The sequence below is a fragment of the Hymenobacter gelipurpurascens genome, assembly GCF_900187375.1.
Lineage (GTDB): Bacteria > Bacteroidota > Bacteroidia > Cytophagales > Hymenobacteraceae > Hymenobacter > Hymenobacter gelipurpurascens.
Genome location: NZ_FYEW01000002.1, coordinates 962,918 through 988,193, shown reverse-complemented (window position 1 = coordinate 988,193; position 25,276 = coordinate 962,918). Strand labels below are relative to the sequence as shown.

19 protein-coding genes are annotated in these 25,276 nt (G+C 58.2%); 8 read left to right on the top strand and 11 right to left on the bottom strand.

Features of this window, described 5'->3' with window-relative positions; translation table 11 throughout:
* Positions 1 to 17 precede the first annotated feature (17 nt).
* Complete coding sequence (locus CFT68_RS15965; RefSeq protein ID WP_212590423.1) at positions 18 to 1,166, bottom strand: MFS transporter; 1,149 nt, start codon at positions 1,164 to 1,166, stop codon at positions 18 to 20.
* A 310-nt stretch (positions 1,167 to 1,476) separates the two neighbouring features.
* Between CFT68_RS15965 and CFT68_RS15960 the strand changes: the two genes are divergently transcribed.
* The gene (locus tag CFT68_RS15960) at positions 1,477 to 2,970 is read left to right on the top strand and encodes a pectate lyase family protein (RefSeq protein WP_245815415.1); all 1,494 of its coding nucleotides are present in this window, start codon (positions 1,477 to 1,479) and stop codon (positions 2,968 to 2,970) included.
* Positions 2,971 to 3,056: 86 nt separating this feature from the next.
* On the opposite strand, the gene pckA is transcribed toward CFT68_RS15960, so the two are convergent.
* The gene (gene pckA, locus CFT68_RS15955) at positions 3,057 to 4,670 is read right to left on the bottom strand and encodes a phosphoenolpyruvate carboxykinase (ATP) (RefSeq protein ID WP_088844527.1); all 1,614 of its coding nucleotides are present in this window, start codon (positions 4,668 to 4,670) and stop codon (positions 3,057 to 3,059) included.
* 363 nt (positions 4,671 to 5,033) lie between these two features.
* Between pckA and CFT68_RS15950 the strand changes: the two genes are divergently transcribed.
* Positions 5,034 to 5,957, top strand: coding sequence for a helix-turn-helix domain-containing protein (locus CFT68_RS15950; protein ID WP_170934828.1), 924 nt, complete (start codon positions 5,034 to 5,036; stop codon positions 5,955 to 5,957).
* A 177-nt stretch (positions 5,958 to 6,134) separates the two neighbouring features.
* Here the strand turns inward: CFT68_RS15950 and CFT68_RS15945 are convergent, their stop codons facing one another.
* Positions 6,135 to 6,812: a head GIN domain-containing protein gene (locus CFT68_RS15945; protein ID WP_088844525.1), complete on the bottom strand. Its 678-nt coding sequence runs from the start codon at positions 6,810 to 6,812 to the stop codon at positions 6,135 to 6,137.
* 263 nt (positions 6,813 to 7,075) lie between these two features.
* Here CFT68_RS15945 and CFT68_RS15940 point away from each other — a divergent pair, with 263 nt between their 5' ends.
* Positions 7,076 to 7,753: a hypothetical protein gene (locus tag CFT68_RS15940; RefSeq protein WP_088844524.1), complete on the top strand. Its 678-nt coding sequence runs from the start codon at positions 7,076 to 7,078 to the stop codon at positions 7,751 to 7,753.
* Positions 7,754 to 7,858: 105 nt separating this feature from the next.
* On the opposite strand, the gene CFT68_RS15935 is transcribed toward CFT68_RS15940, so the two are convergent.
* Positions 7,859 to 8,995, bottom strand: a complete 1,137-nt coding sequence (locus CFT68_RS15935) for a hypothetical protein (RefSeq protein ID WP_088844523.1) — start codon at positions 8,993 to 8,995, stop codon at positions 7,859 to 7,861.
* A gap of 239 nt (positions 8,996 to 9,234) precedes the next feature.
* On the opposite strand from CFT68_RS15935, the gene CFT68_RS15930 reads away from it, so the two are divergent.
* Complete coding sequence (locus CFT68_RS15930) at positions 9,235 to 9,852, top strand: GrpB family protein (protein WP_141106587.1); 618 nt, start codon at positions 9,235 to 9,237, stop codon at positions 9,850 to 9,852.
* A gap of 143 nt (positions 9,853 to 9,995) precedes the next feature.
* Here CFT68_RS15930 and CFT68_RS15925 read toward each other — a convergent pair whose 3' ends face one another.
* Positions 9,996 to 10,862 (bottom strand): AraC family transcriptional regulator, encoded by an 867-nt coding sequence (locus CFT68_RS15925; protein ID WP_088844521.1) that lies wholly within the window; start codon positions 10,860 to 10,862, stop codon positions 9,996 to 9,998.
* A 664-nt stretch (positions 10,863 to 11,526) separates the two neighbouring features.
* Here CFT68_RS15925 and CFT68_RS15920 point away from each other — a divergent pair.
* Positions 11,527 to 12,786: a tetratricopeptide repeat protein gene (locus CFT68_RS15920; protein WP_088844520.1), complete on the top strand. Its 1,260-nt coding sequence runs from the start codon at positions 11,527 to 11,529 to the stop codon at positions 12,784 to 12,786.
* Positions 12,787 to 12,872: 86 nt separating this feature from the next.
* Here the strand turns inward: CFT68_RS15920 and CFT68_RS15915 are convergent, their stop codons facing one another.
* From CFT68_RS15915 to CFT68_RS15895, 5 genes are all read right to left on the bottom strand, one after another.
* On the bottom strand, positions 12,873 to 13,460 hold the full coding sequence (locus CFT68_RS15915; RefSeq protein ID WP_088844519.1) for a phospholipid scramblase-related protein: 588 nt from the start codon (positions 13,458 to 13,460) through the stop codon (positions 12,873 to 12,875).
* A 157-nt stretch (positions 13,461 to 13,617) separates the two neighbouring features.
* Positions 13,618 to 14,430, bottom strand: a complete 813-nt coding sequence (bla, locus tag CFT68_RS15910; protein ID WP_088844518.1) for a subclass B1 metallo-beta-lactamase — start codon at positions 14,428 to 14,430, stop codon at positions 13,618 to 13,620.
* Between the two features lie 206 nt (positions 14,431 to 14,636).
* Positions 14,637 to 16,160: a hypothetical protein gene (locus CFT68_RS15905; RefSeq protein WP_088844517.1), complete on the bottom strand. Its 1,524-nt coding sequence runs from the start codon at positions 16,158 to 16,160 to the stop codon at positions 14,637 to 14,639.
* Positions 16,161 to 16,240: 80 nt separating this feature from the next.
* Positions 16,241 to 19,096, bottom strand: a complete 2,856-nt coding sequence (locus CFT68_RS15900; RefSeq protein ID WP_088844516.1) for a TonB-dependent receptor — start codon at positions 19,094 to 19,096, stop codon at positions 16,241 to 16,243.
* A 236-nt stretch (positions 19,097 to 19,332) separates the two neighbouring features.
* The gene (locus CFT68_RS15895; protein ID WP_088844515.1) at positions 19,333 to 19,788 is read right to left on the bottom strand and encodes a DinB family protein; all 456 of its coding nucleotides are present in this window, start codon (positions 19,786 to 19,788) and stop codon (positions 19,333 to 19,335) included.
* A gap of 155 nt (positions 19,789 to 19,943) precedes the next feature.
* Between CFT68_RS15895 and CFT68_RS15890 the strand changes: the two genes are divergently transcribed.
* From CFT68_RS15890 to CFT68_RS15880, 3 genes are all read left to right on the top strand, one after another.
* A complete protein-coding gene (locus CFT68_RS15890; protein ID WP_088844514.1) occupies positions 19,944 to 21,389 on the top strand; it encodes an aldehyde dehydrogenase family protein in 1,446 nt (481 codons plus the stop codon).
* 294 nt (positions 21,390 to 21,683) lie between these two features.
* On the top strand, positions 21,684 to 23,729 hold the full coding sequence (locus CFT68_RS15885; protein WP_170934827.1) for an FAD-dependent oxidoreductase: 2,046 nt from the start codon (positions 21,684 to 21,686) through the stop codon (positions 23,727 to 23,729).
* A gap of 79 nt (positions 23,730 to 23,808) precedes the next feature.
* Complete coding sequence (locus tag CFT68_RS15880; RefSeq protein ID WP_088844512.1) at positions 23,809 to 24,219, top strand: hypothetical protein; 411 nt, start codon at positions 23,809 to 23,811, stop codon at positions 24,217 to 24,219.
* A 173-nt stretch (positions 24,220 to 24,392) separates the two neighbouring features.
* Here CFT68_RS15880 and CFT68_RS15875 read toward each other — a convergent pair whose 3' ends face one another.
* Positions 24,393 to 25,181 (bottom strand): SDR family oxidoreductase, encoded by a 789-nt coding sequence (locus tag CFT68_RS15875; RefSeq protein ID WP_088844511.1) that lies wholly within the window; start codon positions 25,179 to 25,181, stop codon positions 24,393 to 24,395.
* Positions 25,182 to 25,276: the final 95 nt, after the last annotated feature.

Here is a 25,276-nt window from a genome sequence, read left to right as displayed (position 1 = left end):
GCCACTACTTGGCGGCCTTACTGTTCTATTTTTCGCACCAGCCACACTACGCCGCCCCCAAGCAGCGCCATAAGGGCAAACGACCAGCGCAGGTTGGCTGCCTCGGCAATGAACCCTACCACCGGCGGCACCACCAGAAACCCGAAGTAGCCTACCGTAGAAACCGCCGCAATAGTAGAGCCTGAACTGAGCGCCGCCGAGCGGCCCGCCATGCCAAACACCAGCGGAATCACGCACGACACGCCCAGACCTACCAGCACAAAACCCAGCCCCGCCACCACGGGCGTAGGTACCGCCGCTGCCAATAGCATGCCCACCAGCATAAGTAGGCCACTGCCCTGCAGAAGAGGCTTTACCCCGAAACGGTTCACGAGCGGGTCGCCGGCAAAGCGGCCTGCCGTCATGGCCACCATGTACACAGCAAACCCGAGGGCGGCCTCTTCTTTGGGTACCAGCACGGCTTTCTGGAAATAGATGCCGCTCCAGTCGTACATGGTGCCTTCGCAGGCCATGGAGGCAAAGGCAATGAGCCCGAACTTGAGCAGGGCCGCACTAGGCCAGCTGAAGCCCGCCCGTCGTTCTTCGGGTGCCGGCGGCAGCGGCAGCGTACGCTGGTAGTTATAGAGCGCCACACCCGTAAGCAGCACGGCTACCACCGCGAAATGCGGCCCGGGCCCTACGTGCTCCTGCACCAGAGCTGCCCCCACCGCAGCGGCCGCAAAGCCCGCCATACTCCAGACGCCGTGAAAAGTAGCGATGATGGATTTATCGTACTGCGCCTGCACACCCACTGATTGCGCGTTGACGGAGATATTAAGCAGGTTTCGCGAGCTGCCAAAGCAGAACAGGAGCGCGACCAGCTGCCAGGTGTGCGTCGCGAAGCCCAGCAGGGCCAGCGCCGTGTTGTAGAGAATGGCACCCACCAGCATCACCTGCCTGCTGCTGAAGCGGCGCAGTAGCATCCCCGTGACGGGGAGCGTAAGCATGAGGCCAGTAGGCAGGGCCAGCAGCACACCCCCCAGCTCTGCCTCATTAAGGCCCAACTGATGCTGAATGGTGGGAATGCGCGAGGCCCAGGTAGAAAAGCCAAACCCCGACACGAAGAAAAACAGCGCAATAGCCACCCGTGCCTGCTTAGGCTTCACCTCTTCCAGAACCTGCATCATACTTCACTTGGCAGCAGCTTTAGCGCTGCAAACGGGGATACAGACGCGTAGTCGGGGCTTTTCGTTGCTGTCGGGTTTGGTGGGGAGTGGCCTAGGCATGCTAAACGGTTCGGCTTCAGGCCACGGTGCGCGCTAGTGAATCGGGCTTTCCCCGCCATGGCAACGTTGCCGGCATCGATTGCACAAAGAAATGCGCGTAGGCCAGCCAGTTGGGCGTAGTATTTGGGTAATATCATCGTGCCATAGGCCTACAGTGTGCTGCTGGGCTCCCGGTAACTCGCCCTTCCACTCCTCTCAAATTCCCTCGTTTATGGTTGATAATTCGCTGCTTCGCCAATTAGGTCGTGCGGCTCTTTGGCCCACGGCTGCAGTAGGTTTCGTCGCATTGCTGGCGGCTACAGAAGCTCCCGTGGCAAGTCTGCAGCTGGCGTTTCCGGGCGCGGAAGGAGCGGGCCGGTTCACTACCGGCGGGCGTGGCACGGTGGCAGTGCCTACCACAGTATTTGAAGTAACCAACCTCACCGATGATGGCCAGCCCGGCAGCCTGCGCTATGCGCTTACCAAAGCGGCGCCGGCCCGCACGGTGGTGTTTCGGGTGTCAGGCACCATTCATCTCACTTCCCCGCTCACTATCAGTAAAAGCAACACCACCATTGCCGGCCAAACGGCCCCGGGTGATGGAATTTGCCTGGCCGACTTCCCGGTAAATGTGAAGGCCAACAACGTGATAGTGCGCTTTATGCGCTTTCGCATGGGCGACAAAAACCAGAACCAGGGCCAGGTAGATGGCGGCGGTGGCGACGATGCGTTTGGTGGAATTCGCAACAACCGCCTCATCATCGACCATTGCTCCATGAGCTGGAGTACTGATGAGGTCTTCTCGGTGTATGAGGGCGACAGTACCACGCTGCAATGGAACCTCATGAGTGAGCCCCTGAACTACTCGTACCACTTCGAGAAGGGGGATAAAGACTTCGAGCGGCACGGGTTTGGCGGTATCTGGGGCGGGCAGCACGCCACCATGCACCACAACCTGTTTGCGAGCTGCAACAACCGCACGCCACGCTTTAATGGCAGCCGCTACACGCACCCGGCCGGCTACGAGAATGTGGATTTCCGCAACAACGTGCTCTACAACTGGGGCGAAAACAACGTGTACGCCGGCGAGGGCGGCAACTATAACATCGTCAATAACTACTACAAACACGGCCCCTCCACTAAGGAAAGCGTGCGGGCGCGGGTACTGAACCCCTACAAGCTGGAGAAAGGCCCCAACCCATTGCCCTATGGCAAGTTCTACCTCTCCGGCAACTATGTAGACGCCAGCGCTGAAGTCACGCGCCACAACTGGCGCGGCGTCACGATGCAGGACGGCACCGCCGCCGATACCACCCTGGCCAAAGCCGACAAGCCCTTCGACCTCGGCCCCGTCACGACGCAGAGTGCCCAGGAGGCCTACACTGTGGTACTAGCCCAGGTAGGTGCCACCCGCCCCCGCCGCGATACGCTGGATCAGCGGATCGTGCGCAACGTGATGACGCGCACCGGCCGCTTGATTGATGTGCAGGGTGGCTACCCGCACGGCACGCCCTATAGCGTATCGCAGAAGGCCTGGCCGGAGCTGAAATCCGCAGCCGCGCCCGTTGATACGGACCATGACGGCATGCCCGATGCCTGGGAAACCAGCCAGCGCATCAACCCCAAAGACGCCTCAGACCGGGGCAAAACCAGCCCAAATGGCTATACCATGCTCGAAAATTACCTGAACAGCCTAGCCGCGCTGCCGGCCGCCAAAGGGAAGTAGGAGAGTGGCCTAGGCCACTGTAAAACACAAAAAAGCCCCGCCGGCCATGAGCCAGCGGGGCTTTTGCTTATGCAAGTAGCCAGTAGTTATACGCCGGCCGTAACACGCACTTTCGGAGCACCCGCCAGGATGTCTTCGTTGGCGTAGGAAGCATACTTTTCGAAGTTCTTCACGAACTTCTCGGCCAGGTCGGCGGCGGTGTTATCGTAGGCCTCTTTGTCGGTCCAGGTGTCGCGCGGGTCCAGAATTTCGGCGGGCACGTTCGGTACGGAGGCAGGAACCTCTACCCCGAAGGTGGGGTGCTTATGGAACTCCACGTTATCCAGCTTGCCTTCCAGCGCGGCCGTAATCATGGCGCGGGTGTAGGCCAGTTTCATACGCGAGCCGGTGCCGTAGCTGCCGCCAGTCCAGCCGGTGTTGATCAGCCACACATTCACCTCGTTCTCGTCCATTTTCTGACCCAGCATCTCGGCGTATTTGGTGGGGTGCAGGGGCAGGAACACAGCGCCGAAGCAAGCCGAGAACGTCGTCTGAGGCTCCGTGATGCCCATTTCCGTGCCGGCTACCTTCGCGGTGTAGCCCGACATGAAGTGGTACATGGCGTGGCACTTATCCAGCTTGCTGATGGGAGGCAGCACGCCGAACGCATCGGCCGTCAGGAAGAAAATGTTCTTGGGGGTGCCAGCCACCGAAGGCTCCACCGCGTTCGGGATGAAGTTGATGGGGTAGGCCGTGCGGGTATTTTCCGTCACTGACTTGTTGGCGTAGTCCACGGTCCGCGTGCCGGGCACGTAGCGCGTATTCTCCACGATGGAACCGTAACGGATAGCATTCCAGATTTCAGGCTCTTTCTCCGCCGAAAGGTCGATTACCTTGGCGTAGCAGCCGCCTTCAAAGTTGAAGATGCCGGCATCAGGAGTCCAGCCGTGCTCATCATCACCAATCAGGCCACGGTTGGGGTCAGCGGAAAGGGTGGTTTTGCCCGTGCCCGAAAGGCCGAAGAAGATGGCCGTGTCGCCGTCTTTGCCTACGTTGGCAGAGCAGTGCATGCTCAGCGTATTCTTCTCGTGGGGCAACAGGTAGTTCAGCACCCCAAAGATGCCTTTCTTCATCTCGCCAGCGTAGCCGGTGCCACCAATCAGAATCATCTTTTTGGTGAAGTTTAGGATGGCGAAGTTCTTCTGGCGCGTACCATCTACGGCTGGGTCAGCCTCGAAGCCGGGGGCGCAAATGATGCTGAAGTCGGGCGTCCAAGTGGTGTCGGCGCCTTCTGTGGGGCGCAGGAACATGTTGTAGCAGAACAGGTTGTGCCAGGCCAACTCGTTTACCACGCGCAGCTTCAGCTGGTAATCGGGGTTGGCGCCGGCGTAGGCCTCGCGCACAAACACCTCTTTGTCAGCCAGGTACTTCGTCATTTTCTCCTGCAACTGATCGAATTTATCAGCGGCAAACGGAATGTTGATATCACCCCACCAAACCGAGTCCTGGGTGTTTTCGTCTTTCACCACGAAGCGGTCCTTGGGCGAGCGGCCCGTGAAGGCGCCGGTGTCGGCCATCAGTGCGCCGGTGTCGGTGAGGGTGCCTTCGCCGCGGCGGAGCGCGTGCTCAATCAGCTCCGAGGGCGAGAGGTTGAGGTGTACCTGAGCGGTGTTGGAGAGGCCTAGCGGGGCAAGTCGGGTGGAAATGGGGGAGGTTTCCATGTGGGAAATGGGAATTGGGTGGGAAGTTGGGGGGAAACAGGAAAGGCCGAACCTGGGTGGTAACAGGCGTATCGGTGGGAACAAATACGCCGGACCTTACTTGCTCCTAGTAACAAAAAGAACCTCTTTATACGAAGCAATTATGCCTCGGGGTAAAGAGTAAACAGGCTTTGGTACTAGGTAGGACAAAAATACGGCGTACATGTCTGGAGGCACTGAAACATTTCGCTATTTTGTCAGGACAAATCAAACATCGAAATCCTGAATTAGCGGTTTTTGATGCCGATATGCCAAGATTTTACTCCTGAAAATAGGAGAAATCAACAGCTCACTTTTCACGAGTATAAGCAGCACACAAACCGCATGGCTGGCACAAAAGAACCCATAGCGCGCTACGACGGCATTTACGGCGACAGCAAGGCGCAGGTCTCGCACGACTACTTGTGCAGCCAACTGATTTCGCCCCGCAACCGCACCTCCGACTGGGGCCTGAAGCCGCACCTGCACGGCAACCTGTTTCAGATGTTTTTTCTGGAAGCCGGGCAGGCATCGTTTCAGGCGGCCGCCGAGCCGGTGGAGCTATCTACGCCGTGCCTGGTACTTATTCCGGCCAATACGGTGCACGGCTTCACGTTCAGCCCCCAGGTAAAAGGGCGCACGCTCACCCTCTCGGAGGCCCTCATGGACACGATTCTGCAGGCTACTCCGGCCGTGATGGTCGAGCTGAACTCGGTGTATATCCTGTCATATTTCGATGCCGACATCCCCTTCTCGCAGCTGCTCGACCTGGAGCAGCAAATTCACACCGAAATCAACTCCGATTTACCGGGGAAGCAGTTGGCACTCAATGGGTACTTCAAGCTGCTGTTTGTCAAGATTTTCCGGCTGCTGCAACTCAACCGCACCAAAGAAGACAGCCCCAACCGGGCCCTGCATTACTTCCGCGAGTTTCAGAAGTGCATCGCCCGGTCGGCGCCGTTCGAGAAGAAGATTTCGCAGTTTGCCCAGGAACTGAAGATTACGCCCGTCCACCTGAACCGCATTTGCCAGACGGTAAAGGGCAAATCAGCGCTGGAGATTGTGCAGGCACACACCGTCCGGCGAGCCCACAACTTACTGGTCTATACGTCGTTGTCGGTGTCGGAAATAGCCTATGAGCTGCAGTTTGCTGATGCGGGCTACTTCGCCCGGTTCTTCCGCAAGCAAACTGGCCTTTCGCCCATGGCCTACCGCGCCAAAGCTTACCGCGGCGAGGGCCAGCCCCGCACGCCCCGTACGGAAGCATAGAACGACCTCTCTTAATAGCATTGAACCCAAAAAGCACGTCATCCTGAGCGGAGCGAAGGATCTTTTCCCGTCAGCACGAGGCGCTAGGCCAGTCGTTCTTACCTGGTAAGATCCTTCGCTCCGCTCAGGATGGCGTGCTTTTCTATAGGTACTAAGCCAGCCAACCAGCCTAGGCCACTATTTCCGCACCCTTGGGTTGCCTTTATAATGAATGTCGCTGGCGCCGGAGCTGCGGGAGGAAAGCTCGTTGGCTACGGCCACGTAGGCGTCGCTGGCCCCGGAGGCTTCAACTTTGGCATTCTGGCTTTTCAGGTCGTAGGCCTGGTAGTCGCTGCTGCCACTGATGTGCACCTGCTGCTGCTCGGCGCGGCCGGCAAGGCGCAGGTCGCTGGCCCCGGAAGCGCTGGCGTTCAGGTTTCTGACATCGAGGGTAAGCGTTACCTCGCTGGCCCCGCTGGCCCGCACCGTAAAATCGTCGGCGCGGAATGGCGTGGTACTCTTGATTTCGCTAGCCCCGCTCACTTCCACGGAGTTCAGGCGCGGGCACGTGACGTACACCTTCACCTTGTCGGAATCGGTGAGGCGCGACCAGAGTGAAGAGCTGCTGTTGTCGCGGTAGATAACCAGCTTATTGCCTTTTACTTCCGTCTTGATGGAAGATAGAACATCGGACTCGGCTTCCACTTTCACAGAAGTCTGGGAGCCCTGGCGCAATACCACGTCGATGGCCCCGGAGGCCTGAATCGCCTGAAAATCGCCCACGGAGCGAGACTGTGAGGACTGCGCCATACCAACTCCAGCGGCAAGGGAGAAGAAGGTGGCGGTCAGGAGGCTGCGTACATGGGCTGCGTGCATAGTCAGGAAGGGTTAGTGAGTAACAGGTTATAAGCTAGATGGCAACAACTGGCCTAGGGTTGCCTGGCTACTTGCCGGGTAGAGGGCTTTTTCCAACGGCTGACTTGAGTGCGTTAGCTGTCTTCTAAAGTAATACTAATGAATGTCTTATACAGCCTCGTACTCCTCTCCGGAAAACCTAGTCGAGAAACTATATAGAGAAGCCCTGCGTAACAGCGCCAAACTTCGGCTTCCGGGCAGAAGTCTCACTAGTTTTTGACTCCATGAACAAGACGCTCCTTTTCCTCTCGTGTGCTGCCACCTTCACCGCCGTTTCCTGCAATCAGGATAAGCAAGCGGCGGTAGACGCAGCCACCACACCTGCTGCCGATACGGCTGTGGTAGTGAATGACAACGTAGCTGTCACCACCGACACCGATACGGTGGCCTACCGCACCGAAGCCGACCGCCTCGCCGACCGCATTGCCCAGGACCTGCGCCTGACCGATACGGTAGTGGTAACCAAAGTGCAGAAAACCTATTACACCCGCGGCCGCCGCATTCAGCAGGCCAATACGCGCTACGCCACCGATACCACGGGCCGTTACGCTGCCCTGCGCACCATCAATGATGAAACCGACCGCTCGGTGAAAACCATCGTGACGAACCCGGCTCAGTACAATACCTATAGCTCGAACCGCGACGCCTACTACGCCGGCACGCCTTATACCGCTTCCGAAACGACGGTGGAAACGACCACCACGCGCACGGCAGCAGCCCCGGCTCCTCGCCGGAAAGGCCCAGCTATCGTGAAGTATGAGCGCGACGGCGGCGACGTGAAAATTGAGTATGCCAACGGCACCAAAGTCAAGATTGACGAAGATGGCGAGCGGAAAACCAAGTATTCCAGCGGCAAAAAGGTCAAGGTTGACGACGACGGCGAGCGGAAAGTAAAGAACTAGCTTTCGGCCAGCCTGATTCAACAACACACGAAAACGCTCCCACATCAATAGGTTGTGGGGGCGTTTTTTGGTTGAGTTGAAATTGCTCCAGGCGGCCGGAGTGGCCTAGCGCACGCCATATTTGCGCAAGTCATCCTCAATGCGGCGGTTCCAGCGTTCTTGTGCAGCCACATCGAGGCCACCGTGGGTTTCGGCATCGTACTGGTCTTGGAGGTGGTTCATCTCGGTGAAGGACTTGAGGTATTGCAGCTGCAGGATGCTGTTGTAGTCTTCCACCGTCAGGCTATCGGGGGTGGCTTTGCGCCGAAAGCGCTCGGCCACCAGCCGCACCAAATCGAAGTGGCGCTGCTCGTGATTGAGGTTGTAGGCCGTTTGCTGGCCTGGCGCTACCCACGAGGAACTGCGCACCGTGAACACGGACAGAATCAACTCAAGCTCTACCACGCCATTCCGCACTCTAGGCCTGCCCTGGTAAGCAAAACCCGGAAACACAGACGCCGCAAACCGGCCCTTGGGCCGGGGCTGGCCCGTAAAATCGGCCCAGGTGAGTGGCCTAGCGGGGTCGTAGAATACGGTGTCAGATTCCGTCCGGCGGGTTTCGTACCGGAACGTAGGCCGCACGGCCGTTGCCAGGCGTACATCGGTTGGGGCGGCCTTGTTGAGCCAAGTATTCAGGTAGGTGAGGGAACTAGCCAGCGCCTGCCGCAGGGCCGGTTCCACAGGCGTACGGTCGGTGGCGGCGCGCACGTAGCGGGCACCACCACGGTATTCCGTCAGAAATATAGTGCGCTCGGGGGCCTGGTAGTCGTAGGCCAGTACCAGCGTAATGCGTCCCTCTACTGCCCCATTGGGCGCTGGTGTTTCCTGCACCCGGCACTCGCGCAATCTTATTGCAATAGGGCGCAGGGCTGGGTTTTGAGGTAAGCTCTGCCGCACAAACCCCTGAATGGACGCTAGGCCACCTCCTTGCAAATCTACTGGCCTGGCAGCCAGCAATGGAGCACCCGGCTTGGTAGGTGCCGGCAGCAGCCATGCTACCGCCGAGCGGTCGGGGCGCTCATCGCGGATAGTGGCTACATAGAATTGGGTGGGCGTGAAGGGCAGCTTTACGGGCAGCAACACCAAGGGGTTTTCGCCCGTTCTGGTGGGGGCAATGGCGGCCGTAAGCAACAAAACCGGCAGCAGAAGCAGCCACCAGCCACGCCGAACTAAGGTCGGCCAACTGACCGTAAAAGCAGGCATACGATAGTAAACTAGTATTTCCCGCTCTAACAGTGCAAGTGGCCTACCGCGTTCAAGAGTAGCAATTTGCCGTAACCAGAAAAGAAAGGTGAGTAACCCGGCAAAGCAGCTAGCTTGCGCTGCTAAGGTGGCTACCCTGGTGGTGGTGGCGAAAAGCTCTTGTTCTGCCTGATTAACACTCACCTGCATCTGAATTGAGCGTGGCCGTGAAGCCAGCCGCTATACCTGACAAGAAACGTATGAGTAGCCTGCCAATCTTTGCTTCCTCAAGGCCAGTGGTAGTACTACCCTATCAGGTAGAGTGGCCGCAGGAGTTTAGCTTGCTTGCCCAGCGTATTCGGGATGCGGCAGGGCAAAACCTATTGGAAATTAACCACATTGGCTCAACTGCCGTTCCTGGGCTGTGTGCCAAGAACGTGCTGGATGTACAGCTACAGGTAGTCAGTCTGGCAAAGGCAGGATCGCTTATCCATCAGCTCCGGATGGCGGGTTTTCGGCAGGGCGAGCACCTAGTGTATGACATATTTCATGGCCTGCCAGACCAGTCTCCTGAACTTGAAAAGCTCTATATGCGTGAGCCGGTGGGGGAAAGACGCATACATATTCACATTCGGGAGAAGGGACGGTTCAATACGCGCTACGCCTTGCTTTTTCGCGACTACCTGCGTGCCCAAGCCTCCGCCCGAGCCGAATATGGCGAACTGAAGCTCCGGGCCGCCGCATTGTTTCCTGATAGCATTGCTGGGTACTTGTATGTGAAAGAGCCCATTTTTCACCTACTCTACTACGCCGCCGACTTGTGGGCGGAGCAGGTCGGCTGGAAGCCAGCAGATGAAGCCTACCAACTACTCAGCTGACAAAAAACTATCTGCTGAAGCCTAAGTTGAGGCAAGGCCGAACAGAAGGTTATCAGGCTATTTGGCCACGCTCTGCTGTAGGGTTCTGCACGTTATACAGTCTCCTTCGTTAAGCAGTAGTCTACTCTAGGCCACTGCTGCACCTATACCGCTAGGCGTTGGCGGCGGTATTCCGTGGGGCTTTGGCCGGTGTGGCGGCGGAACGTTTTGTTGAAGTGCGATACGTTGCTGAAGCCGCTAGAGTAACACACCTCCGTCACGGGAATATCTTCCAGCAGCAGGCGGCAGGCGTGGCCTACGCGGTACTCCTGCAGAAAATCGGTGAGGGTGAGGCGCGTCATCTGGCGGAAGTAGCGGCAGAACGCCGGCACCGAGAGGTTCGCCACTTCGGCTACTTCCTGCACCGAGAGCGAGGCCCGCTGGTAGTGCTGCTCCAGAAACTGGTACACCCGGCTTAGGCGCTGCTGCTCCTTGCCCTGCCGCCCCAGGCCAGCATGGCCGGCGTGTAGAGAAAGGCAATCGGAGGCGGGCGCCTGGGCCAGGGTCTGCATCACGCGCAGCAGCGTGAGCAGGCGCATGAAAGGGGGCTCGTGCAGCAGCCGGCGCAACTCAGCGCCAACGGCCGCGCGGGTTTCGCCCCCAAACGACAGCCCTTCATGAGCGCGGGCCAAGAGCTGTCGGATGTCAGCTAGCTCGGGGTGCTGCCAGAAGTTTTCGCCCAGGAAGTCGGAGCGCAACTGCACCACAATCTCCTCAAACGGAATGCCGGCCGGCTGTCCGTAGCTGAACGTGAGGTGGGGCAAATCGGGACCAATGAGCACCAGCTCGCCTTCCTCGAACCGAGAAATGTGCTGCCCGATATGGCGCCGGCCACTGCCCCGCGGCAGATACACCAGCTCATACTCCGGGTGGTAGTGCCAGAGCAGGTCGCCTTTCTCGACGTTGGTATAATGCAGCAGCGTAAATGAGCTGTCGGCAGTAGGCTGAATGGGTTCGAATTGGAGCTTCATAGCAAGGTTTGGTGCCCAACTGACGGCTAAGTTAAGAAAAATTAGCATGAAATGTTAACAGAGCACTATAACTGGTGAACCAAGCGGTAGCCAGACGCCCATATTATCAGGACCTTGTGACTGTATTTTAGCTGAGTCGTAGGCAGTGTCTGCGGCAAGCTGATTCTGGGGCCGCGCAATACGTGCGCAGCCCCGATTTGTACACCAATATTTAGCTGGCTGCCTAAGCGCTGGCTTGGGCTCGGTGCCCTAATCACTGAGCCAACTTATACAACGACGGTGGGTGGGATCCTGTCGTTGTATCGTTTCTCCTGCCGTTGGTGGGATCCGGGTGATGGAGAAACAATGAAGAGGTTGAAGCTGTGGGAGCTTCAACCTCTTTTTTTTGCCCCTAGGCCTCTAGGGCCGGCTACTCTCGGCAAACGCTACTCATGAGCTTCTGGTAGGTAACAGGTTGATATACTTATGGCTTCCCGATTAATATTCAGTTGGCCCGAATATGCTAGGGGAGTAAGTGCGGTCGTTATAGGAGATGTAAGCAATTGTGATAGAAGTGTTTCCAGTTAATAAAATCAGCGGGCGTCCGCAAAGCGCGCCCACAGCCTGCCTTCTGCCGAGAGCAACTGCGACCTTTTTCCTAACATTAGGAGTTCAAGTGGTTGCTATGCGTCTTAAACTAATTTGTTTGCTCTTGCTGGTGGGGTTGCGTGTGCAGGCCCAGCAGCCTGTACCGTCCGTTCCTACCCAGCCAGAGCCCACTCGCCAGGTAGATCTAAGCAACGTGGACATTGCGCCCAATGCCGTCGATACCAAAGGGTGGCTTTTGCTGGATAAGGATATCCAGACGGAGCTGGAAGGGGCGGTGCAGAACCTCTACAACTTCAAGTACGACAAAGCGGAAAAGCAATTCCGCTCTTTGCGGCGGCGCTACCCCAACCACCCCATGCCGTATTTCCTGCTGGGGCTCACTACCTGGTGGAAAATTATGCCCACCAACATCACCACGCAGGTATACGACAAGACCTTTTTTGCCTACATGGATACCGCCATCACCAAAGGCGAAAACATGTACCAGAAAGACCGCAAGAACTACGAAGCCTGCTTTTTCCTCTCGGCTGCGTATGGCTTTGATGCCCGCCTAAACGCCGAACGCAGCAACTGGCGCAAGGCTACCCTTTCCAGCAAGCGCGCCCTCGACTATCTGGATAAAAGCCAGGAAGCCAATGGCCTGAGCCCGGAGTTTCTGTTCGGGCAGGCGCTTATTAATTACTACGCCGTCTGGATTTCGGATAATTATAAGCTGCTCAAGCCCGTGCTGCTGTTCTTCCCGAAGGGCAACCGCCAGCTAGGGGTGCAGCAGCTTCGGCATGTGGCGCAAAACGGCTTCTACACCTCCAACGAGGCCAAAGTGTTCCTGATGAAGATTCTACAGAATCAGGAAAACAAGCCCGAAGAGGCTTTCCCCATCGCGCAGCAAATGTGGAAAGCCTTCCCGGATAATGGCTACCTGGAGCGGTTTTATGCCCTCACCTGCTACCAACGCGGGTATTTGCCGGAGTGCGAGCAGGTGAGCAAGGATATTCTGGACAAGATCAATCGGGGCATGCCGGGCTATGAGGCCATCAGTGGCCGCTACGCCACGTTTTTTCTGGGCAGCCTGATGCAGAACCAATATCAGGATCTGCCCAAGGCCAAGGACTACTACCAGCGGTGCATCGTATTCTCCGAAACGTCCGGTGATACTACCCAGGGCTTCTACCTATATGCGCTCCTGAACCTGGCCCGTATCTCCGAAAAGCAAAAGGACACTGCCGAAGCCATTCGCTACTACAAAGAGGTGGAAGCGAAGTCGGAGCGCAAATCAGACGCCGCCAAAGAAGCCAAGGCCTACCTGAAGAAGAATCGCTCAAAGAAGGGCAAGTAAAGGTGTGACAGAGAGAAGAACGAGAAGGGGGAAGTGGCCTAGGCCACTTCCCCCTTCTCGTTCTTCTCTTATAGGAGAATGTAGGACTATTGCTGCTCGTTGAAAACGGTATCGATGGCCAGGCCAGCCGCCAAGAGCAGGGCATTGGAAGCGGCCTGGGTTTCGCCCATATCGTTGATGGAAATCAGGTAGTTGTCGGCGTTGGTGAACAGTTCCTGGCCTAGGCCGGCCCACTTCTTCGTCACCATCCCAATTTCCTGGCCTGAGGCGCTGATGAATTTGAAGTCCCAGCTTTTCCAGCTGCCTTTTATCTCGGCAATCTGCTCATCCTGGAGGTTATAGACGTAGAAGCCGCCGTTGAAGGAGAACAGCTTGCTCTTGAAGTAGCCGATTTTCTGCTCCTGCGCATCCAGCACGTGCACCTTGGAGCGCAGAAACGTCCAGCCCCGCTGAATCTGAATCAGGGGTGCCGACTCCGACTGCTCCCGCACCGCAATGGTAACGGGCAGCATGTGCTTCTTCAGGAGTAGCCGCAGCCACACCGCCCACGAGGGCGTGGCCTCACTGGCGAAGCCAATTTGCTCGTTGGTTTCGGGGTCGAGGATGTCGTAAGTATCCTTGAGCTTAAACAGGCCTACGTGTTCCCGAATAAAGTAAGTACGTCGATTCAGCATCTGGCAGAGAGAGTAAGGTTGCTGCAAGCTACTGAGGATAGTTCAAGAGAAATAGGTTTTGTTCTATATAAATGAAAATGCCAGCGGGGCAGCGGAGAGAAGTGGTCTAGGCTACTTCTCTCTGCTGCCCCGCTGGCACAATACCCAACGCAAGCCTCTATCTGCCGAGGGCCGTTTGGGCCTGGCGGCCGGGGGCGCGCAATACCTCCAGAGTGTGCGTCAGAAGTTCTAGGCCACCCCAGGCGCCGTGGCCGGGTACTACTACGGCGGCTTTTGGGTAGCGGGCGGCTACGGTTCGTACCGTGCTAGGCCACTTTTTCAGGTCGGCATCGTCGATGTTGCCAGGAGTGGGAGCCGCCATTTCCTTTACCAGGCAGCCGCCAAACAGCACGCGCTGGCGCGGCAGCCACGCCACCAAGTTATCGGGGGCATGGCCGGGGCCGGGGAAGAACAGCTCCAGCTTGGTGTTGCCGGCCTTGATGACGGTAAAGGGCTTGAGCGCGGCCGTGGGTACATCTAGCTGGCGGGCCGCTGCACGTTGGGCCGTGGCCTTGCTGCTGATGACCTTGATGTGGTTGGCGCGCAGCGCCGGAATGCCACCCAAACGGTCTTCGTGGGCGTGCGTGATGACCGCCATCCGTACCCGTTGGTGTAGGCTATCGGCCACCCAGCGCAGGATTTGCAGAGTCTGGTCAGAGTCCCAGCCCGTATCTACCAAAATAGCGCCTTTGGTGGTGCTAATGATAAGGCCGTTGGCTGGCACGGGCTCCTTGTTGCCCGAGTAGTAACGGTAGGAGGTGTGCACGTACACCTTATCGGCAATGGGCCGCACCTGAATGCGCGGCTGGGGTTGGCGGCCCGGCCCGGAGGCCGCTGCAGCAGGCTGCATAAGCCCGAAAAACCCCAGAAAAAGAAAAGAAAGCAGAAAGGCAGTACGGCCCGAAGGCCAGGCAACAGAAGAAAACGACATCAGCACAGGTAAAGACAAGCTTCGTAAACGCGGGTCGTCTCAAGAATAGTGCCCTTCCTAGGCCACTCATTTTTTCCTTCATCATCAGCTACCCGGTTTCATGGCCCGGCTCAGCTTACTTCAGTGGGCCTAGGCCACCCAAAAAGCCAAAGACCGGAACTGTAGGCCAGTTCCGGTCTCGGCGGATAGAATAAGGATATATAAACTTAGTAGTCGGTGTTCTGCGGATCGAAGTTGGTCCAGTTAGCCAGCCAGTTATCGGAGGAAGCACCCGAGCCGGAGAAGGCACCCACGTAGGCTACTTTCGTGAAGAAGGCATCCGATACTTTGCTGTCCGTGAAGTCAGCCGTGACGCCGCCGGTAGCTACAATAGGAGAAGCGCTGCGGGGCAGGAAGCTAGGAGCCGTCAGATTGAAGGGGTTCAGCAGCTGCACGTTATCGGCCGTGGCGTAGCGCTTATTGCCATTGGTCTTCAGCCAGGTAAGCGGCCCTACGGCACTGCCCCACGCCGAGGAGTCGGAGGCCATGACGTTGTTGGTAGTGAGGCTGCCACCACCCCCCGTGCCACCGATGTAGATGATGCTGCGCTGCCCGCCGGTGGAGTTGGAGCCCGTAAGGCTGCCGGCCACAATATTGTTTTTGAAGTGCAGGTCGCCGTTGGCAGCGTTGGCCGCCGTCTGGGCGTTGTCAATCAGCACGTTGGTGGGGTAGCCCATAATCACCGAGTTCAGAATGCTGATGCTCGAGTTGCGACGAATATGGGCGCCAGCCGTGTACTGAGGGCTGTAGCTGCCGCCGGTGGTGTTGATAATGGGGCCTACCGCCGTTACGTTCGTGAATACCGCAGAGGTCTGGGGCTTGACAGGATTCGATTTGCTGTCGTTGTCCGACTCAAACGCTTTGGAGCCCGATTGGTCGGCCTGCAGCGGGTCGCGCAGGGATACGGCAAACTGTATCTTGCCCGAGAAACCATTGTCGGTATCAAAGTCGTCGTCAAACGTGCGGTGCGAAACCAAGTATTTGGCATTCACCGTGCCACCAAACCACTCGAACGCATCGTCGCCGCTGTACGATACCTGCACGTGGTCAATCGTGGTGCCGCTGCCTACGCCGGCCAGGGTCAGGCCGTTTACCTCGTTGTCGGGGGAGAAGGCTACGCCACCAAACTCAATCCGCACATACTGCAGCGTACCCGAGTTATCGGCAGCATCAGAGCCGCCGTACTTGGTGTCTACTCCGCCTTCTACTACCGGCTGCGCCGTAGCCGTCACGGCGTTATGCGGTGCTTTGCCGGCAATAATTACTCCACCCCAATCACCATAGTTCCGGGAGCCTTTCGGCTGGTTCGAGGTAAAGATGATGGGCTTTTCAGCAGTGCCCACGGCTATAATCTTCGCGCCCGGCTCAATGATGAGGGCGCCTTTGGTGTCTTTGTCACCTTTAATAATGGTGCCCGCCTCAATGGTCAGGGTAGCGCCCGATTGCACATACACGAAACCTTTCAGCAAATACTTGTTGCTGGCCGACCACGTGGTATTGGTGGTGATAGAGGTTTTGCCGCTCCCGCCCACGGTCACTAGCTGTCCGGTGTTGGGAGTGGTTGGGGTAGTGGGGGTAGTGGTGCCGCCGCCCACTACGTTGGGAGCTGGCGTGGTGTCTTCCTTGCTGCACGATGCCAGTCCGGCCAGCAGAGTAGCTGCCAGGGCGAGGGAAAGGGTGTTCTTTTTCATACAAAGGGGTGAAATGAAAAGCAGGCTAGGAAAGAGTTGGAAAGGAAAAGCTGGAAAGGAAAAGCTGGAAAGGCGAAAGGCTATGGCAGGGGCGTAAGCTGGCGGGCGCGGGGCTCCAGATTGAAGCGCAGGCCTACGGTGTAGTAAGTGCCGCGGCGGTAGCTGCTCAAGGAGGGGTCAGCTTTAGCTTCGTACTTCTTGTCGCGGTTGAAGTCCTGCACCAGGTTCACTTTCTGGTTCAGCAGGTCCTGGATGCCCGCGTTCAGGGTCAGGCGGCTCGTCACGGTCTTGGTGAGGGAGAGGTCCACGGTGTGGCGGGGCATCTCCACTACATCGGGGTAGTCGTTGCTGCCGGCGAATAGGATGCGCGGGCCAAACACGTTGTACAGAGCCGTAACCTGCCAGGCGTTATTAGGCGTGTTGTAGTAGAAGCCTCCATTCAGCACGTAAGGCGACTGGCCCTGCAGGGCGCGCTTATTGTCCCAGGCCACAAAGTTGTCGCCGAGCTGCACTTGGCTCTTGATGAGCGAGGCGTTGAACACCGCCGAGAGGTTGCGCAGGCCAGTCGTCCCGAAGGCTTCGTCCAGAAAGCTCAAGTTTTTCTTCAGGTCCAGCTCTAGGCCATAAGCGTAGGCGCTGGGAGCGTTGGCGAAGGTGTAGGCCAGGTTAGTGGTCAGGACTACCGTGTTTTCAATCGGGTTCGTGAAGTTCTTGTAGAATGCGCCGATGTGGATCAGCTCTCCGCTGCTGGGGTACAGCTCATAGCGCACATCAAAGTTGTCGATGCTGGCTACTTTCAGCGGCTGCTCGGGGTTCAGGTACAGCGAGCCGTAGTTGAGGACGTTAAAGTCAAAGTCGTAGTAGAAGAACGGCGCGGCTTCGCGGAACTCGGGGCGGTTAAGGCTGCGGCCGTAGGAGGCGCGCACCAGGTTCTTCTCGTTGAAGCTGTAGCTGAAGTTAGCTGAAGGCAGCACAAAGTTAGTTGTCACATCCTGCTTCACCGGCTGGCCGTTGATGCCCGTCTCGATGGATTGCACGTTGTGCTCGTAGCGGGCACCCGTCACCACCTTCAGCTTATCGGTTAGCGGAATGTTGAGGGAGAGGTAGCCGGCAGCCAGCTGGTTGTTAGCGTTGTAGCGGTAAGTCGAGTTCAGGTCTTCCGTCAGGCGGAAGCCATCCGTGCCGATGTTCTGCGGATCAAAGATGTTGCCTACTGCCTCGCTGCGCAGCCCCTGTAAGCCACCTGCGTTCAGCGAATAGCCGAAAGCGCGAGCCTGGAAATCACGTTTGCGGTACTCCAGGTAGGTGCCGGTCCCAATCTCTACGGTGCGCTCCGCTACCTGTACCTGGTGCTTCAGGTTGGCGTTGATGGTGTAGTTGTGCTCGTTGAGCTTCTGGTAGAGGCGGCCAGCATTGTTCACGTCTACCTGTCCCGTAGCAGGCGTCAGCACGGTTTCAGTAGCCGCGCCACCTTCCGTAGCCGCCGGAATCGACTGGTACGACACGCGGCGCAGGTCAGGCTCGTTGCGGTTCGAGTAGCCGTAGCCCGCCACCCAATCGAAGTTGGTTTTGTCTTTGTTGAAGGTATGCTGGCCGGCCAATTGGCCCGTGTAGGTGGTGCGACCCTGGTAGCCCATCTGGTAGCTGTTGCGCACCAGGCGGCCGTCGTTATCGAAGCCCCGGCGAGTGGTTACTTGGTTGCGCGCCTGCTGGTTGAACAGGTTGCGGAACTCCAGGCGGCCACCATTATCGAGCACCAGGTTGAAGTTCTGGATGGCGCCCAGCCGGATGTTGTTCGACGACTGGTTGTCCTTGAACTGATCGGTGCGCTGACCCGCGCCATCGAACAGATTGCGGTCGATGTTGAAGTTGGTGAAGGTGTTAGTGTAGTTGACCGAGGTGATGCTTCCGATGGCCAGGTTCTTGAGGTTGATCTGGTCCATATACGCCGCGTTGAAGCGGATATCGGGCATGGCCTTCAGCTTATAAATCGGGAAGGTGTTCTCGATTTGCTTGGCGTAGAAATCACGCTCGTATTGCTGGTAAGCCGTGCTCAGCTGCGGAAAGCCGCCCGGCAGTTCCCGCTTAATGGCTCCAAAACCAAAGGCGTCGCCAGCCTGGGTTTTATCGGTGTAGAAGTCTTTGCCCGTAGTGCCGTTGCGGTAGCCCGAGGAGTAGTTTACCGTCAGGAGACGCTCATTTTGGGCGGGTTTGCGCAGGTACACTTTCACTAGGCCACCTGCGAAGTCGCCGGGCAGTTCCGGCGAAGGGTCCTTGAACACCAGCACCCGATCAAGCAAAGAGCTAGGTACGATGTCGAAGGAGAAGGATTTGCGGTCGGTTTCGGAGCTGGGGGCGGCCACATCATTGAGCCACACCGCGTTGTACCGGTCGCTGAGGCCCCGGATCTGGATGAAGCGGTTATCGACGATGGTCACGCCCGGAATCCGACGTACTACCTCGGCCGCGTCGCGGTCCTGGGTTTTCACAATCTGCTCCGACGACACCCCGCTGACCACCACGTTGGCCTGCTTGATTTCCGAAATCACCGACATTTCGGTGTTGGTGCGCCGCACGCCCGTTACTACCACCTCGTTGAGGTTCTGCTGGTCGGTTTCCAGCTTGTAGTTGACGGTGGTGGCCTGGCCGGCTTTCACGGCTACCTTCTGAATAGAAGCCGTTTTGTAGGACACCGACGACACGATGAGCGTGTACTCGCCCACGGGCACCTTGTCCAAAGAAAAGCGGCCATCCACATCCGTGGGGCCGCCGATAGTGGTTTTGTCCAGATGCACCGTGCCGCCGATGACGGCTTCCTGTGTTTGGGCATCGGAAATGGTGCCTTTTATACTGCCTGTGCCCTGGGCCAGCGCCGTAGCCAGGGTCCCAAAGCACAACAAAAAGACGAGGCTGATCTTGGTAATGGTGTCCTGCATAATGAGGGCAAAGGTAGATTCGCCCTATTACCCCAATGTGCCGCCTGGTTTATCTAATTGTTACGCCATTAGGTTTTTGATGATTGTAATTATCTGATAATTAATAACTTGGATAAGATGCTGAAATCAGGGAAAGCAGCCTGAGCGTAGCGCTAGGCCACTGCTGAAGGCCATTTCGGTAGGAAGTGCCGTGCCAGTGCGGCAGGTTGCAAAGCGCCCAAGCCGCCTGCTGCCACTCAGTAGGATACCGGGTTCAGAATCTGCTGCACGTGGTGCTCCAGATGCATCACGTAGTCTTCCGCCAGCCAGCTCAGCGTCACGCTGTAGCCGTTATCGAACTCGCAGCGCTGAGCAGCAGCAGTGGAGGGCAAATTCTCCAGCAGCCGCGCAATTTGCTTATTAAGCAGTGTCCAGAGGTTAAGCAGTTCCAGGTTAGGCGTAAACTGGTAGCGGGCCAGCGCTACCCATTCGCGCTGCTCATAGGGAGTAATCAGCAAAGGTTCAGGCCCCAATTGGCTCATCACAAACCGGCGGTGGTTGTTCATGGCCGAGTCGATGAGGTGGCCTAGAATTTCCTTCTTCGACCACCGACCAGGGCCAGGCGTATACACCAGTTCAGTTTCCGGTAACTCCGGCAGCCTGCTGTTTAATAACTCTACTAAGTTTCGGAGCCGGTGGCTGATATCTTGCATCTCTAGGCCAGTCTAGCACATAGCGGGGCGGGATAGTTGCCCTGCGGAACCCGGCAGCCGCCGAACTCTGCCACAAAGATGCTGTTATCTGACTGCAAGTGCAGTAGCCTGCGCTGAATTTAACGTACCCAGCCGTATTATCTTTTCGCTTTCCCATGGAACCTACCCTCGCTCCGCCACCGGTCACTGTTGATGCGGCCACTATTCAACGGCTGTTTCAGCAGCAGCGGGTCCGCGCCGAAGTACTTCGGCGGGAGGACCATGCGCCACGAGCGGCCCGGCTGCGCAAGCTCAGCCACTGGATTGAGGAAAACCGCGCCGCCATTCAGCAGGCCCTGTACGCCGATTTCCGCAAGCCGCTCCCCGAAACCGATGTCACGGAAATCTGGCCCTCGCAGGTAGAAATCAAGCACACGCTAGGCCACCTTCGCCAGTGGATGAAGCCCCACAAAGTGGGCACGCCCATGGCCCTGATGGGCGCGCGTGGCTGGGTGCAGTACGAGCCGAAAGGCGTCTGCCTGATTATCGCGCCCTGGAATTATCCGTTTTATCTGGCCATCGATCCGCTGGTTTCGGCGCTGGCGGCTGGCAACGCCTGCATCATCAAGCCCTCCGAGATGACGCCCACGGTGGCGGCGCTGCTGGCCCGCATGTGCCGCGAGCTGTTCGACCCCGCCGAGGTAACTGTAGTGGAAGGCGACAAAGACGTGGCCACCGAGCTGCTGAAACTGCCCTTCAACCATATCTTTTTCACGGGTAGCCCGCAGGTGGGCAAAGTGGTGATGCGCGCCGCCGCCGAGCACCTAACCAGCGTTACGCTGGAGCTGGGCGGCAAGAGTCCCGTTATTGTGGATGAAACCGCCAACCTACGCGATGCCGCCGAGAAGATTGCGTGGGGCAAGGGCATAAACGCCGGTCAGACCTGCGTGGCTCCCGATTACTTATTGGTGCAGGAGTCGGTGAAGGAGCCATTCATCCGGGAAATGAAGGCCGCCGTTGCGCGTTTCTATGACCCCGAAGGCCAAGGCGTCGCCGCTTCCGAATCGTATGCGCGTATTGTAAACCAGCACCATTTTCAGCGGGTGGCGAGCCTGCTGGAAGACGCCCAGGCGCAGGGCGCCAACATCGTTTCGGGCGGAATGGTAGATGCCGGACAGCGCTTCATTGAGCCCACGCTGCTACTGGATGCGCCCGCCGATAGCCGCATTATGCAGGAGGAAATCTTCGGCCCGCTGCTGCCCATTCAAACCTTCAGTACTCTCATGGAGGCTGCCGACGTGGTAAACTTCCGCCTGCAGCCCCTGGCGCTCTACGTGTTCAGCCAAAACGCCGAAAACCAGCGTTACTTGCTCCGCAACATTCCCGCTGGCGGCGCCTGCGTCAATGAAACCATTCTGCACCTGGCCCACCCCGACCTGCCCTTCGGCGGCTTTGGCAACAGTGGCCTAGGCAAGGCCCACGGCCACGCAGGTTTTATCGGGTTCAGCAACGAGAAATCAGTATTACAACAGCGCGTGGGCCGCACCGGCATCAAAACCATGTACCCACCCTACACCCCCAAAGTAAGGAAGCTGATCGGGTGGCTGCTGAAGTATCTGTAAGGATTGCTAAGTGATGAGGTGATAAAGTCAAATGGCACGTCATCCTGACGAAGGAAGGATCTTATCACGCGTGAACGACTGGCCTAGCGCTTCGTCCTTGCGTGATAAGATCCTTCCTTCGTCAGGATGACGTGCAGGTGTAAACGAACGTGCTACTCAGAGTTCCGCCACTTCATCTCACCATTTCGCCTTTTCGTATGCAAGCCGAGTAGTTTCGGGAAAAATTGCCGAACTTTTCCAGGGCCGGCCCCATCAACCGCCGCCGGATCAGTTCTCTATCCCGCTCATCAGGTTATGCAGTTCACCGAAGCTCAGCGCGCCACCCTGCGCGCCCTTGCCGATACCTTTATCCCGGCCGTACCCGGCCACGAAACCGACGACGCGACGTATTGGGCGCGGCGCGGCTCCGAAGGCGTAGACCTGGAGAAGATTGCGCAGGTGCTGGAGGTGCAGCCGGCCGGAGCCCGCAAGGAATTCCTGCAGCTCCTGACGCTCCTGGAAACGCCGGCTGTGGGTCTCACGTGGTTTGGCTCGTTGCGGCCGTTTAGCCGACTGGCGCCGGAGCAGCGCGAGAAACTGCTGCAAAGCTGGGCCGCCAGCAATGTGCCCCAGTTTCGGAAGGGGTTTCATGCCCTGCGTAAGCTGTTCACCTTCTTATTCTATGGCAGCTCCACGCCGGAACAGGGTAACTTTGTGTGGGAGCACATCGGCTACCCCGGCCCGCAGCAGGAGGAAATAGTAGACACGCCTAGGCCTATCAAAACCATGAAGCCAACCCAGGATGTCACCTATGAGTGCGACGTGCTCGTGATTGGAAGCGGGGCCGGTGGGGGAGTGGTAGCCGGGGAGCTGGCCGCGGCTGGCCACGATGTGCTGGTGCTGGAAAAGGGGCCTTACTTCCACGGCGCCGAGTTTTCGCAGCGCGAAGTAGATATGCTAGGCCACCTCTACGATGGTCGTGGGGCCCTGAGTACTCAGGATGGCGGTATTGCGCTGCTGGCTGGCTCTTGCTTGGGCGGGGGCACCACCATCAACTGGGCCGGCGCCTTCCGCACCCCCGATTACGTGCTGCAGGAATGGGCCAGGGAACACCAATTGCCACATTTTGCTTCGCTTGATTTCAAGAAAAGCCTCGATGCCGTGAGCCGGGCCCTGAGCGTGAACATCGACTACCACCGCCACAACGGCCAAAATCAAGCCCTCTGGGATGGCTCCACCAAGCTAGGCCAGGAGGTTAAGCTGATTCCGCGCAACGAAAAAGGCCTTACCGATTCGGAAAGCCACTACGAGAGCCTGGGCTACAGCTGCTTCGGAGACAGGCACGGCATCAAGCAAGGCACGCTCAATACCTACCTGCAACAGGCCTACAACCACGGAGCGCGCCTTCTCGCCGATACGCACGTAGAGCGCATCACCATTGTCGGCAACCGCGCCAACGGAGCCGAAGCCGTGCATACCACTTCCGATGGGCGCCAGGTGCGCGTGACCGTGCGGGCGCGCCGGGTAGTGGTGGCGGGCGGCTCCATACAGACGCCGGCGCTGCTGCTGCGCAGTGGCCTGAAGCACCCGCACATCGGGGAGCATCTGCATTTGCACCCCACGGTGGCCGTTTCGGCGCACTATGCGCATCGCATTAATCCCTGGCACGGGCCTATGATGTCGGTGGTGAATGATTGCTTCACGATGCTGGACGGCACCAACTTTGGCGTGAAGCTGGAAACGCCGCCCGCCCATAGCGGGCTGATGGCCATGGTATTACCGTGGCGTTCCGGCGAGCAGCACAAACAAATGATGCGCCAAGCCGCCCACCTCGGTTCGTTCATTGTGCTCACCCGCGACCGGGATGGTGGCCGCATTACGGTGGATAAGAACGGGTGCCCCCTCATCGATTATACCCTCAGCGACTTCGACCGCGGCCACATGCTGCAGGGCGTGCGCGCCGCCGCCGAGATACACGTAGCCGCCGGTGCCGATACCGTATATCTGCCCCACGGCACCCTGCCTACGTTGCATGCCCAAAATGGAGTGCTCCAAAACCCCGAGCTGCTGGACCAGCTGCCCTACTTAGGCTGGAAACCAAACCAGTTCAGCCTCTACAGCGCCCACCAGATGAGCACCTGCCGCATGGGCGGCGACGCGGGCACGCACCCCACCAGCCCTACCGGCGAGCTATATGAAGTCGGGAACCTGTTTGTGGCTGATGCCTCGGCGTTTCCGGCGTGCAGCGGTGTAAACCCCATGCTTACCATTATGGCGCTGGCTCACTACACGGCGCAGCACCTGAAAACCAGCAATCCGGTTATGCGCTCGGGAGCAGCCAGTACCGTGGCGGTGGGGTAGGAGGGCTTGGGGAGTAAAATAGCATAACCGCTATGTGTGTTTTTCGCGTATGCGCAGGCACACCCCTCCCTATTGTACTATGTCTGCTGCCCGTTTTCTCCTCGCTCTGGCCGTTACTACCACCCTGGCCACCGGCTGCGCCCGCCGCAATAAAAACATTCCCGAAGCCCGCTCGGTAGCCACACCCGCGCCCGTGGTAGCCTCTTCCGCCGCCCGCGACCTGACCGACGTACTTACCGAAGAACTCAAGCTCACGGATGAGCAGCGCCGTAAAGTGCGGGGTGTGTTCACGGAAACCGCCGAAAAAGCCAACGCCGCCCAGCGCCAGTACAGCACCAACCGTCCCGCCCTGATGGCCGAGCTAAAGCGCATCAATGCCGCCTCCGACAAGGAGCTGCAGCAAGTCCTGACGCCACCCCAGTACCAGCAACTCAAAGTAAAGCAGCGCCAGGTGCAGGAGCAGATGCGCGCCCGCAAAGCCGGGCAGTAGGCCACTATATATAGAAGTACAAACGAATAAGAAGTGATAGTAGAACGTCATTCCGAGCTTGCCGAGGAATCTCGCGTGCTGATGTTGCAATAGTAATCCATGCGTCAGCACGCGAGATTCCTCGGCAAGCTCGGAATGACGTTTTTGTTTACAGGTACTGTTGCGGGACTAGCCTAGCGCACTTTCGCGCGACTTAAAAACCGTGTGAATAGTCCCGGTGCCAGCCGTTTCAGCAGCACGCCCCAGGTTTCGCGGCCTCCTATGTACACCTCGTTGCGTCCTTGTGCGATGGCGTGGGCGGCTTGCCGGGCGAAGTCGGCGGGAGCCAGGCCTTTCGCCGTGGCCTCATCCATGGTGCCGAGGGGAGTGCCGTCGCCGGTGAGGGCGTTTATAGAAACGCCCGTGCGAATAAAGCCCGGGCAAATAATGGTGATGCCCACGCCAGTGACCGTCAGTTCTGCCCGCAACGAGTCGAAAAAGCCATGCAGCGCGTGTTTGGAAGCTGCATAGGCCGAGCGGTAGGGCGTCCCGAATTTGCCTACCAGGCTGCTTACTACGGCCACCCGTCCGGCGCCCTGTCGTAGCAGGTGCGGCAATACCGTTTTCGTGAGAGCCATTGTGCCGAAGTAGTTCACTTCCATCAGGCGGCGGTCTACGTCTAGGCCAGTTTCCAGCGCCAGGGAGCGTTGACTGATGCCGCCGTTGTTGATCAGAATATCGAGCCGCCCGAACTGCGCCAGCACCTGACCTACAGCGGCGGGAAAATCGAGGGGCTGCGCCAGATCAAGCGGGAGTACCAGCGTTTCGGCGGGGGCACACGCGGCGGCCACTTTTTCCAGCGCCGCCCGGTTGCGCGCTGAGAGCACCAGCCTGGCTCCTTGGCGGGCGTACTCGTAGGCCAGCGCTTCGCCGATGCCCGTGGAGGCACCCGTAATCCAGACAATTTGTGGCGGTTTATTCATGGGCGGAAGATAGCGGAATACGACGCTAATCAACTGGCCTACAAAGCCCAGGCAACCCTTTCGAAGCCTGCTGCATCTGCCCTGGTGTTACCGCT